Genomic DNA, 17,567 nt, shown 5'->3' on the forward strand with positions numbered 1-17,567 from the left:
TCGCCAATCTCCTTCGGGGCGCGACCGGTCGGAGCCCGCGTGGGAGACTGGGACGGTGGGCGACCCGGGCCCTCACGCCGAGTGAGCGGCCCGTGTCATGCGGGAGGACATGGGTGAGGTGACGGCAAGCCTCCAGCGCCCGGTATCCAACGAAGGCCGGAGCAGACTCGTGCGGCACGTCGACAGCTTCGAGATCCAGCCGCCGGCGCCGCCGTCACACAACGGCGTCCCCCGGTCGGCCTGGACGAGGGCGCGTCGCCGTGTCTCCCGCTGGCACCGCCCCTACATCGCCATCCTGCTCGTGCTCGACTTCGGTGCGGCGGCGTTCGCCAGCTGGATCGCGATCCAGCTGTTCGACCAGGCCGCCTCCGGGTTCTCCGGCACCCAACAGGACCCGACGTGGTTCCACACCGTGTCCTACCTGCTGCTGCCGCTCGGTTGGGTGGTGATCCTCTGGAGCAACCGGGCGTACGACCGGCGCTATCTGGGGCTCGGCCCGGACGAGTTCAAGCGGGTGATCCGGGCCTCGGTGACGGTGGCCGCCAGCGTCTCGTTCCTCGCCTTCTCCACCGTGACCCAGCTCTCCCGGTTCACCGTGGGCACGGCGCTGCTCGGCGCGACGCTGCTGATCCTCTGGGGCCGGTTCGTGGCCCGCTGGGCGCTGCACTACATCCGGCGTCGGGCCGGCCAGGCCGCCCACCGGATGGTGCTGGTCGGCACCCTGCCGGAGTGCCTGGAGGTCTACGCGGCGGTCACCCGCAGCCCGGCCGCCGGGCTGGTGCCCGTCGCCATCCACATCACCGACGGGTACGCGGCGGCCCGCGGGATGCCCACCCCGGTTCCGGTGTACGCCGGACGCGACGTCCTGGCCCTGGTCCGTGAGGTCGGCGGGGACACCATCGCCGTCTGCGGGTCGGCCAGCGCCGAGCCGGGCGAGCTGCGCCGGCTGGCCTGGCAGCTGGAGGGCTCCGGCGTCGACCTGGTCGTCGCGCCGCAGCTGACCGACATCGCCGGGCCCCGGGTGCACATCCGGCCGATCGAGGGCCTGCCGCTGCTGCACGTCGAGGAGCCGACCCTCTCCGGTCCCGCGCTGCTCGCCAAGAACCTGATGGACCGGGTCGCCGCCGGCCTCGGTCTGCTGCTGCTGGTCCCGCTCTTCGTGGCGATCGCCGCGGCGATCAAGATCTCCGACCGTGGGCCGGTGTTCTTCCGTCAGCCCCGGGTGGGGCACGAGGGACGCACGTTCCGGGTGTGGAAGTTCCGGACCATGTACGTCGACGCCGAGGATCGACTGGCCAGCCTGGTCGACCGCAACGAGACCGACGGCATGCTGTTCAAGATGAAGCAGGACCCCCGGGTCTTCCCGGTCGGCGGTTTCCTGCGGGCCTCGTCGCTGGACGAGCTGCCGCAGCTGATCAACGTGCTCTGGGGTGAGATGTCGCTGGTCGGGCCCCGCCCGTTGCCGGCCGACGACGGCGACTTCCTGGGCGACGTACGCCGCCGCCTGCTGGTCCGCCCCGGCATGACCGGGCTGTGGCAGGTCTCCGGCCGCTCCGATCTGTCCTGGGACGAGTCGGTCCGACTGGACCTCTACTACGTCGACAACTGGTCGTTGGCGTACGACCTGAGCATTCTGTGGCGCACCGTCGGGGTGGTGCTCGCTCGCAAGGGCGCGTACTAGGGGCTTGGCGCGCCGGCGCGCAGGGGCAAGGATCGCTGCGTGGCTGCCAACCTCTCCGCCGTGGTCGGCGTCGTGTCGCTCGTCACCGCGCTGACCGCTGCCCTGCTGGCGGTGCTGCGACTGCGCGCCCGCCGGGGCATCGCCACCGCCACCCAGCGGGCCACCTACGAGGTGCTGCACACCGCCGGCCTGGCCGCCGAGCCGCTGCGGGCGGGGCTGAGCGAGGCGGGCGCGGCGAAGGCCGTACGTCATCTGCGGGCCCTGGTGGGCGCGGTCGGGCTGGCGATCACCGACACCGACCGGCTGCTGGCCCTCGACGGGCGCGGCACGCACCACGGCGAGCAGTTGCTCGCGGCGGCCCAGCGGACGGTGGACACCGGCCGCTCGACGGTGCTCGGCGAGCAGGAGTTGCACTGCGACCGGGTGGACTGCCCGATCCGCGGGGCGGTGGTCGCGCCGTTGCAGGGGACCGACGGTCGGGTGGTCGGCGCGCTGGTGGCCGTGGCCGACAGCCCACCACCCCCGGGGCTGGTGCAGGCCACCCTGGAGACGGCGCACTGGGCCGGTAACCAGCTCGCCCTGGCCGAGCTGGACTCGTCCCGGGAGCGGCTGGCCCGCGCCGAGATCCGCGCGTTGCGGGCGCAGATCAGCCCGCACTTCATCTACAACGCGCTGACCGCGATCGGCTCGTTCGTCCGCACCGATCCGGAGCGGGCCCGGGAGCTGATCCTGGAGTTCGCGGAGTTCACCAGGTACTCGTTCCGGGCGCACGGCGAGTTCACCACCCTGGCTGAGGAGTTGCGCTCCATCGACCGATACCTGACCATCGAGCGGGCCCGGTTCGGCGACCGGTTGCAGGTGCGGTTGCAGATCGCCCCGGAGGTGCTGCCGGTGACGCTGCCGTTCCTCTGCCTCCAGCCGCTGGTGGAGAACGCGGTCCGCCACGGGTTGTCCCGCAAGCCGGGCACGGGCATGGTGAGCATCGAGGCCCGGGACGCGGGCGCCGAATGCCACATCACGGTGGAGGACGACGGAGTGGGAATGGATCCGACCACGCTGACCGCCGGCATCGCCGAGCTGGCCCGCGGCACCGGCGACCCGGGCGACGACACGGGCCAGCACGTCGGTCTCTCCAACGTCGACGAGCGGCTGCGCTCTGTCTTCGGCGACCGGTTCGGCCTGGTCGTGGAGACCGGGCTGGGCTCGGGCACGAAGGTGAGCATGCGGGTGCCGAAGTTCCACCCGGGCGTACGGGCAGGGTCGTGAGCGAGCGCACCGGGACGGCTGCGGTGAACGCGTCCGGTTTCCTCCGGGTGCTGGCGGTGGACGACGAGCCGCCCGCGCTCGACGAGCTGGCGTACCACCTTCGGGCCGACCCCCGGGTGGCCCGGCTGCACACCGCCGGCGACGCGACCGAGGCGCTGCGGCTGCTCCGCGACGGTGACGTGGACGTGGTCTTCCTGGACATCCGGATGCCCGGGTTGGACGGGATGGAGTTGGCCCGGGTGTTGCGCCGGTTCGCCCGGCCGCCGGCGATCGTGTTCGTCACCGCGTACGACGACGGCGCGGTGGACGCCTTCGACCTGGGTGCCACCGACTACGTCCGCAAACCGGTGCGCGCCGACCGGTTGGCCGAGTCCCTGCGTCGGGTGATCGGGTCGCGGGTGGTGCCGTCGCACCCGGCGGCGATGGCCCGCGCCGAGGAGGACCCGACCATCCCCATCGAGTTGGCCGGCACCACTCGGATGCTGCCCCGTTCGGCGGTGCGGTGGGTGGAGGCGCAGGGGGACTACGCCCGGTTGCACACCGCGGAGGGGTCGCACCTGGTGCGAGTCTCGCTCGCCACGTTGGCGGAGCGCTGGGCCGATGCCGGTTTCGTCCGCGTGCACCGGTCGTACCTGGTGCAGTTGAAGTTGATCGCGGAGTTGCGGCTGGTCAACTCCGGCTATGTCGTGGTGATCGACGGCACCGAGCTGCCGGTGAGCCGGCGACACACCCGGGAGCTGAAGGACAAGCTGGTCAGGGCCGCGAAGCAGGACTGGAATCGCTGACCCGGGAATGGAACGGCGCCTACCGTACGTTGTACGCTAGTCCGTACGACTTCCCGGAGGCTGCCGTGACCGTGACCCCGTTCGACGCCGAGACCGAGTTCGACCGTCAGGTCGACAACCTGGTGCAACTGGGCTACCCGGCCCTGGCCGAGCTGTCCGAGACCGCCTTCCGGGACCTGGTCGCGCCCCTGCGGGCCAGGGCGGTCGACGGCGCCGCCGGGCTGCCCGCCCCCACCGACGCACGGGTGCCGTTCCTACTGGTGATCACCCGGGAGCTGGTCGCGGTGCCGGAACGGCTGGGGCTCACCACGCTGGCCGGCAAGCGCAAGCCCGGCGTCCTCGACCGGAACTACGCCGAGGACGACCTGCCCCGCTTCGACCCGATCAAGGAGTTGGAGGTCCCGGCCGGACCCGCGTACCTGCTCTTCGACGTCGACCGGGGCGAGGAGTTCCGCAACCTGGCCCCGGCCACGGCCATGGAGGGGATCACCGCCCAGGGTCGACTACCGCTCACCATCGACGAAGGGCTGGCCTTCGTCACGCTGCACCCCGCCGCGCTGGCGAGCAACAGGTGCTTCTCGCTCGTCGGTTCCCGGTGCGGCGACAAGCGGGTGCCGGCGCTCTGGATCAGTCAGGGGGCACCGAAGTTGGGCTGGTGCTGGTACGGCAATCCGCACACCTGGCTCGGCTCCGCCTCGGCCCGGCCGGAGCGCATCGGCCTGGACTGAGCATCCACGGGAAGAAATGCCCGGTCGTGCGGATCCAGCCGGCCGGGCACCCCGCAGTCATCGCCCGTGACCTATCCTCCTGACACCGATTCACGTACGGGGCACGGGATCGGAGCGGGCGGAGCCTGCTCGGTCGCCCCACCACCATCACGTTGGGACATCGATGCAGCTAATCCCAGCCCGCCGGGGCCTGCTGGCCGGTGCCGTCGTGGCGGCACTCGTGCTGCCCGGCGCCACTCCGGCCCAGGCCGCGGCAACGGGCGTCGTCAGTGGACGAGTGACCACCAATGCCGGCACCCCCGCCGCCGAGGTCCAGGTACAGCTCTACCGGAGCGACAGCTACGCGTACGTCAGCTCCACCAACACCGACGCCGACGGCAACTACACCCTCGGCGGGCTGCGAGCCGGCTCGTACCTGGTCGGCTACTTCCCCTCGGAGCGGCCCGAGCAGTACCACCACCAGAAGGTCAGCCCCTTCGACGCCGACCCGATCACCGTCACCGAGGGCGGCACCACCCGGATCGACGAGCAGCTCTTCGAGGTCGGCACCATCGCGGGCCGCCTCGTCAACACCGCCGGCGACCCGGTTGTGGATCTCAGTGTGGACGCCCGGGAGTCCGACACCGGTGCCCTGGCCTGGGGCCGCACCGACGACCAGGGCCGGTTCACGATCGCCGTGAAACCGGGTGGCTACATCGTGAGCATGCGCCCGATCGAGGGCTCCTACCAGGAGCAGTACGTTCCCGGAAAGCTGGACGAGGAGAGCGCCGACGTCTTCCAGGTGAAGGCGGACGAGACGACGGTGGTCAACGACACCGTGCTGCCGACGGGCGTGCTGACCGGACGGTTCACCACCGCCGCCGGCGCTCCGCTCGTCGACGCCTCGGTCGACGTCAGCGCCGCCAACTCCTACGGCGGAGCGTGGACGCAGACCGACGCGAACGGTGAGTTCTCCGTCCAGGTCCTTCAGGGCGCGTACAAGGTCGGTCTGAGCGCCGGCGAACGGCAGCAGTACTACCGCGGCACGTTGACCCGCGAGGAGGCCGACGTCGTCGAGGTCCGGGGCGGGCAGACGACGTCCATCAAGGACAGCCTGCTCGGCACCGGCACGGTCACCGTGTCCGCCGTCGACTCGGTCACCGGCGCCCCGATCGCTGACTTCTGCGCCCAGTCGGTCTGCAGCAACGGCACCGGCACGGCGACCGTCACCGACCTGCCGCAGGGCCGCCACACCATCTACCTGGACGCACCGGATGAGCTTCACTTCAACCGGGAGGTGACCGGGGTGCGGGTCAAGGCGAACAGCGACACCAAGCTGACAGTGAAGCTGAAGCCCGCCGCGGTCATCAGCGCCACCATCGTCGACCGGCAGAGCGGGTCGCCCGTGCCGAACATCTGCCTGGACGCGTTCCTGCCCAAGCAGGCGTCGCTCCGCGACGGCTACGGCGACTGCAGCGACCACTACGGCCGGATCCAGGTCGGGCCGCTCACCGCCGGCAGCTACAAGCTCCTCGCGGTGCCGCGCAACGACACCTACGGCCGCCAGTGGGTGGGTGCCGACGGTGGCAGTGGCGACGAGCGGGAGGCCGCAGTGGTCACGGCGACCGCTGGTCAGGTCGCCACCGCGCCGCAGGTGAAGTTGGATCGGGCCGGCACGATCACCGGCACGATCACCGACCCGTCGGGGCAGCCGATGCCGAACGTCGGTGTGTCGATCCTGACCGCCCACCCCGGGGTCGGTGCCGAGGACGCCACCACTGACGAGAACGGCGTCTACACCCTCAAACGGCTGGGCCCGTACGCCTGGCCGTTGGTGGTCGGCGGCACTCCGTACGCCAGCGAGTGGTCCGGCGACAAGACCAGCCGGTTCACCGCCACTCCGGTGACGGTGACCGCTGGGGCGGCCGCGACCCACGACGTGCGGCTCGACCAGGGCGTCGAGCTGACCGGCACCTTCCGTACGCCGGACGGGGTTCCCTTCGACGGTGGGTTCGTCGTCGCGCGCAGCGTCGACACCGGCGACATCGCGGGCAGCGGCTGGATCAGCGAGGGGCAGTTCAGCATGCGCCTCAAGGGGCCGCAGCGGATCTTCTTCACCTACAACGTGTCGCTCGGCGACGCGTACTTCGACGGCCGCTACCTGGTCACGCAACCCGACGGCACCCGCAAGCTGGAGCGGTTCACCGTCCCGGCCAGCGGCAGCATGTCCGTGGCTCTGGTCGTACCGACCAGCTGACGGTCGACGTGGCGGGGCCGGTGGCACAACGCCACCGGCCCCGCTTCGGTGTTTACGGACCTCAGCCGGCATGCTCGCCGGGTTATCCACAGGCGTGAGCCGTTCTCCACAGGTTATTCACAACGCCACCCACTGATCTCCACGGTCGCTCCCTACAGTCAGGACCCATGACGCAACGTCGGGTACTGGTGGTCGAGGACGAACGGACCATCGCCGAATCCATCGCGGTTCGACTGAGGGCCGAGGGTTTCGCGGTGGAGATCGCCCCGGACGGGCCCAGCGCCGTCGCGCAGTTCCACGCCGGACATCCGGACCTCGTCGTCCTCGACGTGATGCTGCCCGGCTTCGACGGCCTGGAGGTGTGCCGCCGGATCCAGACCGACCGGCCGGTGCCGGTGCTGATGCTCACCGCCCGGGACGACGAGACCGACCTGCTGGTGGGGCTCGCGGTCGGCGCGGACGACTACCTCACGAAACCGTTCTCGATGCGGGAGCTGGCCGCACGGGTACACGTCCTGCTGCGCCGGGTGGACCGGGCCGCCACTCCCGCGCCGCCCGCCATCCGGATCGGCGACATCGAGATCAACGAGGCCGAGCGGCGAGTCCGCCTGGACGGTGCGGACGTGCACCTCACCCCGACCGAGTTCGACCTGCTGGTCCACCTCGCCGGGCGCCCCCGCACGGTGCTGCCCCGAGAGCGACTGCTCGCCGAGGTCTGGGGCTGGGTCGACGGGAGCGGAACCCGCACGGTGGACAGCCACATCAAGGCGCTGCGCCGCAAGCTGGGCGCGGATCTCATCCGCACCGTGCACGGAGTCGGATACGCCCTGGACCTTCCCGCGTGACCGGCCGACTCCTGGACTGGCTGGATCGGGTGCTGCCCCGTCCGCTGGATCCGGTCCGCTCGATCAAGATGAAGCTCGGCGTTCTGCTGGTCGCCTCCTGGGCCGTGGCCATCGGCTACTTCTGGTACGGCATCGGATGGCTTCCACCGGGCACCTCGATCACGGTCATCTCCATCGCGCTGGTCACCTCGCAGGTGCTCGCCCACGGGATGACGTCGCCGCTGCGCGAGATGACGGCCGCGGCCGGCGCGATGGCCCGAGGTGACTACACGCGACGGGTACGCGCCACCTCCCGGGACGAGGTCGGTGAACTGGCTCAGGCCTTCAACAAGATGGCCGAGGACCTGCACGCCTCGGACCAGCGCCGACGTGAGCTGATTGCCAACGTCTCGCACGAACTGCGTACGCCGATCACCGCATTGCAGGGCGTGTTGGAGAACATGGTGGACGGGGTGGCCGACCCCGAGCCGGCGGCGCTGCGCTCGGCGTTGGCGCAGACCGAACGACTCGGACACCTCGTCGCCGACCTGCTCGACCTGTCCCGCCTCGACGCCGGCGTGGTGCCGTTGCGGCGGGTACGGATCGACGTGGGGGACTTCCTCGACGAGGCGGTGGAGCACGCTACCGCGAGCGCGTCCGGTGCCGGCCTGGACGTGCGGTTCGAACTCCGTGACCTGCCGTCGCCGCTGACGGTGAACGCGGACCCGTGGCGGCTGCACCAGGTCTTCGCGAACCTGCTCGACAACGCGGCGCGGCACAGCCCACCCGGCGGCCTCGTCCGGGTCAGCGCCGAGGACGACGGTGACCACCTCCGCTTCGAGGTGAGCGACGAGGGCCAGGGCATCCCGCCGGCCGAGCGGTCCCGGGTCTTCGAGCGGTTCACCCGCGGCGACCGGTCGGCCGGCGGCGGAACAGGTCTCGGTCTGGCGATCGCGCGATGGGTCGTCGAGCTGCACGGCGGCCAGATCGCCGTCCTCGACCCCATCGGCCCGCACCGGGGCGACCGGCCCGGCTGCCGCATCCAGGTCACCATCCCGAGCATCGGGTCCCACCGAGAAGAGGCCGCATGACCAGCCCTGGCAGCGTTCCCGTTCCGGCCCCCGGGCCGACCGGAACGCAGATCCCCCCGACCGTCAGACCCGGCCCGGGCACCCCGCCGGCCGCCGGTCAGCTCCAACCCTGGCCGCCCGCGCCGGTCCTGCCCAGGCGGCCGTCGTTCACCGAGCGGCGTTGGCCCGGGCCGGCCGGGGCGGCCCGACCGCTGGTCCTGGCCGCACTGACGACGGCGACAGTCGTCGGCGCGTCCGCGCTCACCGTCGTTCGCCCCGGCCTCGGCTGGCTGGTGGCGGCGCTGGCCGGCGTCGCCGCCCTCGGCACCGCCGCGCTGAGCACCGCCCCGCCGAGCACCCCCGCACCGAACACCACCGCCACGCCGGCTCCGCCAACTGCGGCGACCGCCGCCCGTCCCGGTGCCACGGGGGCACCGGGACGGGTGGCCCAGGTCCTCTGGGCCGCCGCGACGATCGCGTTGGTCGCCGTCGGCACGGTCCGGGCGGCCGGCTGGCTCTTCGTCCTGTGCCTGATCGCGGCGGCGGTCACCGGCACACTGGCGCTGACCGGCGGGCGAAGCCCACTCGGCATGCTTGTCGCCGCGACGCTGCCGCCGGCCGCGACGGTACGGGCGCTCCCCTGGGCGGTACGCGGGCTACAGAGCAGGCAGTCGTCTGCCTCGGGTGTCCCGATCGGGCGCATCCTGACCAGCCTGGCGATCTCCGCCGGTCTGCTGGTGCTGTTCGGTCTGCTCTTCTCCTCTGCCGACGCGGTCTTCGCCGACCTCGTCACCGGCCTGCTGCCCGACGTCTCGTCGGTAGGTGTGTTCGACTGGCTGGTGCGGCTGCTGCTGATCGGCGGGGGCCTGCTCGGTGGCGCGTTCCTGGTCAGCCGCCCACCCGACCTGGAGGGTCTACGCCCGAAAGCACCTCGAACGGCGCACCGGCTGGAGTGGATCCTCCCGCTGGGGATGCTCGTCGCCCTGTTCGCCGTGTTCGTGCTGGTCCAGTTGACCGTGTTGTTCGGTGGTGCCGGGCACGTGCTGCGGACGTCCGGGCTCACCTACGCCCAGTACGCCCGCGGCGGGTTCTGGCAACTGCTCGCCGTCAGTGCGCTCACCCTCCTGGTGATCGCCGTCGCCGCCCGCCGCGCACCGAAGGCCACCCGGGCGGATCGCCTGCTGGTGCGCGTACTGCTCGGTGCGCTCACCGGGCTCAGTCTGGTGATCGTCGCCTCGGCGCTGTACCGGATGCAGGTCTACGCCGACGCGTACGGCGCCACCCGGCTACGGCTCGTCGTGGCGACAATCGAGCTGTGGCTCGGGCTGCTCTTCGTACTCGTCGGGGTGGCTGTGGTGCGGCTGCGGGCGGACTGGTTGCCCCGGTTGGTGATCGGCACGGCGGTGGTGGCGCTGCTCGGCCTGGCCCTGGTCAACCCGGACCGGTTGATCGCCGAGCGGAACGTCGACCGTTACCTGCAGACCGGCCGGCTGGACGTCGGTTACCTGTCCGGGCTGTCGGCGGACGCCGTACCCGCACTGGTCCGGTTGCCCGAGCCGGTCCGCGTCTGCGCGCTGGGGCAGATCGCCGCCGAGTTGCCCCGGGACGGCCTGTGGGCGACGAACCTCGGCCGGGAACGGGCACGGCGCGAACTCGCCTCGACCCCGGTGACCGCGCGGGTGGACTGCCCCGGCACCGGATCCTGGTGACGGCCACGGCTTGACAATCGCGCACGGCGGGCGAGACTGCCGGGGTGGCCAAGCAACTCCCCGACGTGGCGTCGGGCGATGCGGTACCGCCGCCCCGGCGGGCCCGGATCGTGCTGGCCGAGATCACCCGGCAGGACACCCGCGCCGAGCGGACCCGCGCCGAGTTGGCCCAGCAGACCCAGGTCGGTGAGGCGCTGGTCCGCGGCCTGGTCCGGGCCCAACTCGCGTTGGCGCTGCGGCTCTCGCTGGTGGTGGCCATCGGGTTGGGTGGGTTGCCGTGGTTGTTCGCCATCGCACCCTCGCTCGGCCGGACCACCGTCGCGGGCGTCAACCTGCCGTGGCTGCTGCTCGGCGTGGCCTCCTTCCCGTTCCTGATCGGGGTGGGCTGGGCGTACGTGCGGCTGGCTGAACGCAACGAGCAGGACTTCACCGACCTGGTGCAGCGGCCGGAGCACTGAGGTGGGCAACGATTTCGTGGTGCCGGCCATCGTGGCGGTCACCCTGGTCACCGTCGGGATCGGCTTCTACGGGCTGCGGCTGGCCCGGACCACGTCCGACTTCCTGGTCGCCTCGCGCGCGATCAGCCCGACGTGGAACGCCGCCGCCATCGGCGGGGAGTACCTGTCGGCGGCGAGCTTCCTCGGCATCGCCGGGCTGGTCCTCAAGTACGGCGTGGACGTGCTCTGGTATCCGGTCGGGTTCGCCGCCGGGTACCTGGCCCTGCTGCTCTTCGTGGCGGCGCCGCTGCGTCGGTCCGGTGCGTTCACGCTGCCCGACTTCTGCGAGCTACGGCTGGGGTCGCGCCGGCTGCGCATCCTGGCCACCGCCTTCGTGATCTTCATCGGCTGGCTGTACCTGGTGCCGCAACTCCAGGGCGCCGGGCTGACCCTGGCCACGGTGGCCGGCTCCCCGTACCCACTCGGGGCCCTGCTGGTGGCCGCCGTGGTCACCGCCAACGTGGCGCTGGGCGGGATGCGGGCGATCACCTTCGTGCAGGCGTTCCAGTACTGGCTCAAGCTGACCGCGCTCGCCGTACCGGTGATCTTCCTGGCCCTGCAGTGGCAGGCCGACGGCCGCCCGGCGGTGACCCCACCCGACGGGCCGACGTTCCGGGCCGCGACCACCGTCGTGGTCGAGCACCGCGCGACCCTCACCCTGCCCGACGGCGACATCCGGGAGGTACGCCCCGGCGACGAGCTGACCTTCGCTGCCGGTGACCCGGTGCCGGCGGTGTCCGGGGTGGCCACCGAGGCCGACGACTGGTTACTGCCCAGCGCCGCCGGTGACGACGACCGGGGCCTGTTCGCCACGTACTCGCTGATCCTGGCCACCTTCCTGGGCACCATGGGCCTGCCGCACGTGCTGGTCCGCTTCTACACGAACCCGGACGGCGCGGCGGCCCGTCGGACCACCCTGGTCGTGCTGGCGTTGGTCGGCGTGTTCTACCTGCTGCCCACCCTGTACGGGGTCCTCGGCCGGATCTACACCCCGCAACTGCTGCTCAGCGGCCAGACCGACGCGGTGGTGGTGCTGCTGCCCGGTGCGGCCCTCGGTGACGGGACGGTTGGCCGGCTGCTCGCCGCGCTGGTCGCGGCGGGGGCGTTCGCGGCCTTCCTCTCCACCTCGTCCGGGCTGCTGACCAGCGTCGCCGGGGTGATCTCGACGGACGTGCTCGGTCGAGGTTCGGTACGCGGCTTCCGGCTGGCCACCGTCATCGCCGGTGGTGTGCCGGCGGTGCTGGCGCTGCACGTCTCCGGACTGGACGTGTCGCAGGTCGTCGGGCTGGCCTTCGCGGTCGCCGCGTCGAGCTTCTGCCCGCTGCTGGTGCTGGGCATCTGGTGGCGCGGGCTGACCGACGTCGGCGCCACCGCCGGCGTGGTGGTCGGCGGCGGCGCGGCGATCGGCGCGGTGCTGGTCACCGTCCTCGGCCCACCGCTGTCCGGCTGGCCGGCCACGCTCATCGCGCAGCCGGCCGCCTGGACGGTGCCGCTGGCCTTCACCGTGATGGTCGCCGTGTCGATGGCGACCCGCCGACGGGCACCCGCCGATGTCGCGGCCACGATGCTCCGCCTGCACACCCCCGAAGCCCTCCGGATGCAGTGATCACTGCATCCGACGCCTTCCACGGTCCGCCGTCCTCAGCAGGCATCGGTGCCGGCGCACAGTCGGTCGGCTGCCCGTTGTGCCAGCCGTCCGGCCTCCGTCCTGTTGGTCAGGCTGCCCAGCCATACCTCCGCGACCAGGTCACCCTGTCGAACGAAGAGCGTGTAACTGATCAAGCCTGCGGCGTCGAATCTGATCAGGAGCGAACCGTCCCCGGCGAATCCCGAGTCGACGACCGACAACGAGTACTGCTCGCGCCTCGGCTCGCATTCGGTCACCGTCCGGGCCCAGACGATGGTGGCCTTCGCGTCGTCGAGGGAGTAACGCCGCACTCGTTCGATGACCGACGACGCACCGGGTTTCCCGAACACCGCACCTCGCTCGGCGCGCTCCTTCGCCGACAGACTCGGTGTGTCCGCGCAGGCGTTGCTGGCAGCAAAATCGAACGACCAGTCACCGTCCAGGTCACTTCCGGCCGCCTGGAAACCGCGCGGGAGGTCCGACGCACGCAGCAGCGCCGCCGCTGGGATGGCCGGGCTGGTGGAACCACTCGACGGGCCGCCGCTGGTCGTCGACGGGCTCGACGGTGGTGCGCCGGGGGTGTCGCGGGTCGAGGGCGTCGGGGTCGGGGTAGCCGACGGCGTGGGTGTCGGGGTGGGTGATCCGGTGGCCGGCAGCACCGGTGTCGGCGCCCCATCCTCGCCGCCGGCCAGGGCCACCGCGCCGGTGGCCACCACAGCCACGACCACCGCGCCGGCGAGCACCGTCGCGATCCGCGTCTGGCGGGCACGCCGCCGGCCGCGTTGCCGCACCTGCTCGGTCGGATGCCAGGTCAGCTGCTCGGTATCGCGGAACAGGTCGGTGAAGAGCGAATCAGGCATGGCTGACCTCCTCCGAGATAGTGGTGCCGAGCAGGAGAGCCAGGGCCTTGCGACCCCGGGCGAGGCGAGCCTTCACGGTGCCTACCGGCACACCGGTCTGCAGCGCGATGTCCGCAACGGACAGGTCGGCCAGGTGATGAAGCACGACCGCCTCGCGTTGTTCGCTTGGCAGTTGGCGTAACGCAGTCACCAACGCGACGGTGTTCTCCGATGGAGGTCCCACCGCGGCAGCCGGGCCGTGCCGTCGGTACGCGGTGAGTCCGTTGCGGATCTTGCGCCACCTGTTCATCAGGAGGCGATGCCCCACGGCACGCACCCACGCCTCTGGATCGCCGTACTCGCCGATGCGCTGCCAGCGCTGCCAGGCCCGCACGTATGCCTCCTGTGCGGCGTCCTGCGCCTCACCAAGATCACCACCGAGCGCAAACAGCACGGTGACGACCCGATGCCTGGTGGCTCGATAGAACTCCTCGAACCCCTCGTCGCTGTCCAATGTCCCCTCCCCGCGTCGCTGTCGCCACTGTCACCCGCCATCGCGACGTCCGGTTGCACCCGGGGCCAACGAGGTCGTACGGGGAGTCGGACACCTGACCCTCTCCGAGCGGTCGTAGCTCCGCCTCGGGGATGACGACGGGTCCGTCCACCGCCGGACGGCGGAACTGGCAGTCGACGGATAACGTCGGCGCATGACTGTTGAGCATCCCGCGCTCGCACTGCGTGGCCTGGCCAAGCGGTTCGACGGCACGATCGCGGTGGCCGGCGTCGACCTGGACGTCCCCGCCGGCTCCTTCTACGGCCTGCTCGGCCCGAACGGCGCCGGCAAGACCACCACCCTGTCGATGGCGGTCGGGCTGTTGCGGCCGGACGCCGGCTCGGCCCGGGTGCTCGGGCAGGACGTCTGGCAGGACCCCGTCACCGCCAAGCGGCTGCTCGGCGTGATGCCCGACGGGGTCCGCCTGTTCGATCGGCTGACCGGGGCGGAGCTGCTCGCGTACAACGGGTTGTTGCGGGGGATGGACCCGGCGGTGGTCGACCAGCGGGCCGCGGAGCTGCTGGACGTGCTGGCGCTCGGCGACGCCGGGCGGACGCTTGTGGTGGACTACTCGGCAGGCATGAAGAAGAAGATCGGCCTTGCCTGCGCGCTGCTGCACGGCCCTCGGGTGCTGGTGCTGGACGAGCCGTTCGAGGCGGTCGACCCGGTCTCCGCCGCGCTGATCCGGGACATCCTCACCCGGTACGCGGCTGGCGGTGGCACGGTGATCTTCTCCAGTCACGTGATGGAGGTCGTCGAGCGGCTCTGCTCACACGTGGCGATCCTGGCCGGCGGCACCATCAAGCGGGTCGGGACCCTCGACGAGGTCCGCGGCGACCGCTCGCTGGAGCAGGTCTTCGTCGAGGTGGTCGGCGGGCGCACCGCGACCGGCGAGGAGCTGTCGTGGCTCTCCCAGTGAGCGCGGACGCCACCCCCGCCGCGCCCGTACGACCGGTCTCCGCTCGCCACTTCGTGCGGCTCAAGCTGCGGGTGATGGGCAACAACTTTCGGGGCCAGGGCTGGCGGATCGCACTCTTCATCGGCGGCGCGTTGCTCGGGCTCTGGTTCGCCGCCGGCGGTTTCTCCCTCTTCGCCCTGCCCGGCCTGACCGGCGACGGCCAGTACGCGGTGCTGGTCGCGGCCGCGGGCGGCGGCCTGCTGGTGCTCGGTTGGCTACTCCTGCCACTGGTCTTCTTCGGGGTGGACGAGACGCTGGACCCAGCCCGGTTCGCGCTGCTGCCGTTGCCCCGCCGCACGTTGGTGACCGGCCTGTTCGCGGCGGCTCTGATCAGCGTGCCGGCGGTGGCGGTGCTGATCGCGACGTTCGGGCTGGTGCTGACCTCCTGGTCGTTGGGCGGTTGGTCGGCGGGGTTGGTGGCCGTGGCCGGTGTGGTCGCGGGGCTGCTGCTCTGCGTGGCTGCCAGCCGGGCGGTGACCAGCGCCTTCGCCACCATGCTGCGGTCCCGCCGGGTACGGGACCTGGCGGCCGTGCTGCTGGCGGTGGTCGCCGCACTGCTCGGCCCGTTGCAGATCTTCGGCCTCGCCGCGCTGCGGGAGGCGGACTGGCCCCGGCTGGCCGGCGCGGGGACCGTGATCGGCTGGACGCCGCTCGGCGCACCATGGACGGCCGGCATCGACGTGGCCCAGGGTCGGGTGTGGGCCGCGCCGGTGAAGCTGCTGATCACACTGGTGGCGCTCGGCGCCCTGCTGGCCTGGTGGTCGCGGTCGATCGAGTCGGCCATGGTGGGTGCGGCGAGCGCCGGTAAGGCCCCGGTGCGGCGCGGCGTGACCGGTGGCGCGGTCGCCCAACTCTTCCCCCGGGTCGCCGGCTGGACTCGCCGGGACCGGTTCGGTGCCCTGGTGGCGCGGGAGGCCCGTTACTGGTGGCGGGACGCTCGTCGCCGAGCCAACCTGATCACGATCGCGGTGGTCGGCATCTTCGTACCCGTGTTCATCAACGTCACGGGCGGGGACTTCGCGGCCATGAACGACGAGGGGTTGACGGCGGCTGCCAGCGACAGCTCACCGGTCGTGGTCACCATCTCCCTGGTCCTCGTGGGGGTGCTCGCCGCAGTCACCCTCGCCAACCAGTTCGGCTTCGACGGCAGCGCGTACGCGGCGAACGTGGTGGCCGGCGTGCCCGGTCGGGTGGAGCTGCGGGCGCGGATGACGGCCTTCTCGCTGTACGTGCTGCCGATGCTCGCGGTCGTCGCGGTGGTGCTGTCGGCGCTTCTCGGTCGGCCGGGATGGATCGGCTTGATGGCGGGCAGCCTGGCCGCCACCTACGGCGCGGGGTTGGCGGTGAACAGTTTCGTCTCGGTGCTCGGGGCGTACTCGCTGCCGGAGACGAGCAACCCGTTCGCCATGAACAGCGGTGCGGGCCTGACGAAGGGGTTGCTCACCCTGCTGGCCATGGCCATCTCGGTGGTAGCGGCGGTGCCGATGGTGGTGGCCGCCGCCCTGCTCGGTACCGCCTGGCTCTGGCTGGCCCTGCCGGTGGGAGTGGCGTACGGATTGGGCGCGGCGTTGCTGGGCGCGTACCTGGCCGGCGACGTGCTGGACCGTCGGCTGCCCGAGTTGCTGGCCACGGTCACGCCACGACGCTAACCGGCGTGGGGTGACCGGGCCTGAGCAGCGTCGGCGACGAAGCCGCGCCAGGCGACCGGCGCGAAGGTGAGGACCGGGCCGGAGCGATCCTTGCTGTCCCGGACCAACACCACGCCGGGCAGATTGTCCGCCACCTCGACGCAGTTGCCGCCGGAGTCGGTCGACCGGGTGGAGGTGCGCCAGCGCGGCTTCATCATCGTCATGGTGTCACCTTCAGCTTCCGGATCAGATCCATTGAAGCGCTTGTGGAGAGCGCTTCGCCGAGCAGACTATCCCATTTGCGATCAATCAATCGGAGCGTCTCCGGGTCGTCCATGACGTGTCCGCGAGCGGCATTTTCCAGGTAGAGCACCCTGTCCCCGTCGGGCAGATCGGCGAACACGAACCCGCCACCAAAGCCGACATGCTCACCGACGTTCAGTGGAATGACGTGCAATCGGGCGAACGGAAGGTCCGCCACCTCAAGCAGTCGGCCGAGTTGGGCGTTGAGGACGGCGTGACCACCCACCGGACGGTGAAGGCCCATTTCATCCACCAAGAAAACGCAGACTGGCGGCGCATCCCGGGAAAGCAGCAGTTGGCGTTCCAGACGAACCGCGACAAGTTCGTCAACCGTGGCCGGCGGATGCAGCCCACCCGCCGAGATGACGGCGCGGGCATAGTCCTCGGTCTGAAGGAGGCCGGGCACGAGACATGCCTCGAAGGCACGTAGGCGCGTTGCCTGCTGCTCGTATCCACGCCAGGGGACAAACCAGGATGGGCCATATTCCTGGTCCGCTGCCCTCAACAGTTCGGCGAGGAGGCCGCCGGTGGCTAGGGCCTCGTCGGCGGCGACCGCGAACTCCATGGTCGGCCGGCGTCGGCCGGTCTCGATGGCCGCCACCGTGGAGGGACTCCACCTGGTGGCCGTCGCCAACGCCTCCTGGGACACCTCGGCACCGGCTCGGGCGGCCTTCAACGCCCGCACCCACATCTCGACGTTCATCCTTACCTCTCCGGTAAGTACGTGACAGCGCTGTGTAGTAATCCCTGGCATCCTCCCCTCTCCGCGCTCTTCCGTCCAGGGTGGAGGGCACGCGGCCCGGCCGGTGGAGGCGATGTCCCGGCGTCCGGTCCTGCGTTCGGGCCGCCCCGGTCATCCCCCG

General features: G+C 71.4%; 16 protein-coding genes. 12 read left to right on the forward strand and 4 right to left on the reverse strand.

What is annotated here, in order from left to right:
- The first annotated feature begins 109 nt into the window (after nt 1–109).
- The 10 genes from ABGB10_RS10100 to ABGB10_RS10145 all read left to right on the forward strand — a co-directional run bounded on the left by ABGB10_RS10100 (nt 110) and on the right by ABGB10_RS10145 (nt 12,402).
- Nucleotides 110–1,681, forward strand: a complete 1,572-nt coding sequence (locus ABGB10_RS10100; RefSeq protein ID WP_347660793.1) for a sugar transferase — start codon at nt 110–112, stop codon at nt 1,679–1,681.
- 39 nt (nt 1,682–1,720) lie between these two features.
- On the forward strand, nt 1,721–2,947 hold the full coding sequence (locus tag ABGB10_RS10105; RefSeq protein WP_347660609.1) for a histidine kinase: 1,227 nt from the start codon (nt 1,721–1,723) through the stop codon (nt 2,945–2,947).
- Between the two features lie 23 nt (nt 2,948–2,970).
- Nucleotides 2,971–3,732: a LytTR family DNA-binding domain-containing protein gene (locus tag ABGB10_RS10110; protein ID WP_347660794.1), complete on the forward strand. Its 762-nt coding sequence runs from the start codon at nt 2,971–2,973 to the stop codon at nt 3,730–3,732.
- 65 nt (nt 3,733–3,797) lie between these two features.
- Complete coding sequence (locus tag ABGB10_RS10115) at nt 3,798–4,460, forward strand: DUF5701 family protein (protein ID WP_347660610.1); 663 nt, start codon at nt 3,798–3,800, stop codon at nt 4,458–4,460.
- Between the two features lie 163 nt (nt 4,461–4,623).
- Nucleotides 4,624–6,696, forward strand: a complete 2,073-nt coding sequence (locus ABGB10_RS10120; RefSeq protein WP_347660611.1) for a carboxypeptidase-like regulatory domain-containing protein — start codon at nt 4,624–4,626, stop codon at nt 6,694–6,696.
- Between the two features lie 167 nt (nt 6,697–6,863).
- Complete coding sequence (locus ABGB10_RS10125) at nt 6,864–7,541, forward strand: response regulator transcription factor (RefSeq protein ID WP_347660612.1); 678 nt, start codon at nt 6,864–6,866, stop codon at nt 7,539–7,541.
- A 68-nt stretch (nt 7,542–7,609) separates the two neighbouring features.
- Entirely contained in the window at nt 7,610–8,611 is a 1,002-nt protein-coding gene (locus ABGB10_RS10130; RefSeq protein WP_347660795.1) for a HAMP domain-containing sensor histidine kinase, read from the forward strand.
- Nucleotides 8,608–10,299 carry a DUF4153 domain-containing protein gene (locus ABGB10_RS10135; RefSeq protein ID WP_347660613.1) on the forward strand — a complete coding sequence of 564 codons (1,692 nt, stop codon included), beginning with the start codon at nt 8,608–8,610 and terminating at the stop codon, nt 10,297–10,299. Before ABGB10_RS10130 ends, ABGB10_RS10135 begins: the two co-directional genes overlap by 4 nt.
- Before the next feature lie 44 nt (nt 10,300–10,343).
- Complete coding sequence (locus ABGB10_RS10140) at nt 10,344–10,757, forward strand: hypothetical protein (RefSeq protein ID WP_347660614.1); 414 nt, start codon at nt 10,344–10,346, stop codon at nt 10,755–10,757.
- Between the two features lies 1 nt (nt 10,758).
- A complete protein-coding gene (locus tag ABGB10_RS10145; RefSeq protein ID WP_347660615.1) occupies nt 10,759–12,402 on the forward strand; it encodes a cation acetate symporter in 1,644 nt (547 codons plus the stop codon).
- A gap of 35 nt (nt 12,403–12,437) precedes the next feature.
- Here ABGB10_RS10145 and ABGB10_RS10150 read toward each other — a convergent pair whose 3' ends face one another.
- Both ABGB10_RS10150 and ABGB10_RS10155 read right to left on the reverse strand, forming a co-directional pair.
- Nucleotides 12,438–13,283, reverse strand: coding sequence for a hypothetical protein (locus ABGB10_RS10150; RefSeq protein WP_347660616.1), 846 nt, complete (start codon nt 13,281–13,283; stop codon nt 12,438–12,440).
- Nucleotides 13,276–13,776: a SigE family RNA polymerase sigma factor gene (locus ABGB10_RS10155; RefSeq protein ID WP_347660617.1), complete on the reverse strand. Its 501-nt coding sequence runs from the start codon at nt 13,774–13,776 to the stop codon at nt 13,276–13,278. Before ABGB10_RS10155 ends, ABGB10_RS10150 begins: the two co-directional genes overlap by 8 nt.
- Before the next feature lie 193 nt (nt 13,777–13,969).
- On the opposite strand from ABGB10_RS10155, the gene ABGB10_RS10160 reads away from it, so the two are divergent.
- Both ABGB10_RS10160 and ABGB10_RS10165 read left to right on the forward strand, forming a co-directional pair.
- Nucleotides 13,970–14,734, forward strand: a complete 765-nt coding sequence (locus ABGB10_RS10160) for an ABC transporter ATP-binding protein (RefSeq protein ID WP_347660618.1) — start codon at nt 13,970–13,972, stop codon at nt 14,732–14,734.
- The gene (locus ABGB10_RS10165; protein ID WP_347660796.1) at nt 14,731–16,422 is read left to right on the forward strand and encodes an ABC transporter permease; all 1,692 of its coding nucleotides are present in this window, start codon (nt 14,731–14,733) and stop codon (nt 16,420–16,422) included. Before ABGB10_RS10160 ends, ABGB10_RS10165 begins: the two co-directional genes overlap by 4 nt.
- Here the strand turns inward: ABGB10_RS10165 and ABGB10_RS10170 are convergent.
- Together ABGB10_RS10170 and ABGB10_RS10175 are read right to left on the reverse strand one after the other, a co-directional pair.
- Nucleotides 16,419–16,625 (reverse strand): DUF397 domain-containing protein, encoded by a 207-nt coding sequence (locus ABGB10_RS10170; protein WP_347660619.1) that lies wholly within the window; start codon nt 16,623–16,625, stop codon nt 16,419–16,421. The genes ABGB10_RS10165 and ABGB10_RS10170 overlap by 4 nt on opposite strands.
- On the reverse strand, nt 16,622–17,407 hold the full coding sequence (locus ABGB10_RS10175) for a helix-turn-helix transcriptional regulator (RefSeq protein WP_347660620.1): 786 nt from the start codon (nt 17,405–17,407) through the stop codon (nt 16,622–16,624). Before ABGB10_RS10175 ends, ABGB10_RS10170 begins: the two co-directional genes overlap by 4 nt.
- Between the last annotated feature and the right edge of the window lie 160 nt (nt 17,408–17,567).

Origin of the sequence: Micromonospora sp. B9E7, from assembly GCF_039871815.1 — a bacterium.
In the GTDB taxonomy this organism is placed as follows: Bacteria; Actinomycetota; Actinomycetes; order Mycobacteriales; family Micromonosporaceae; genus Micromonospora.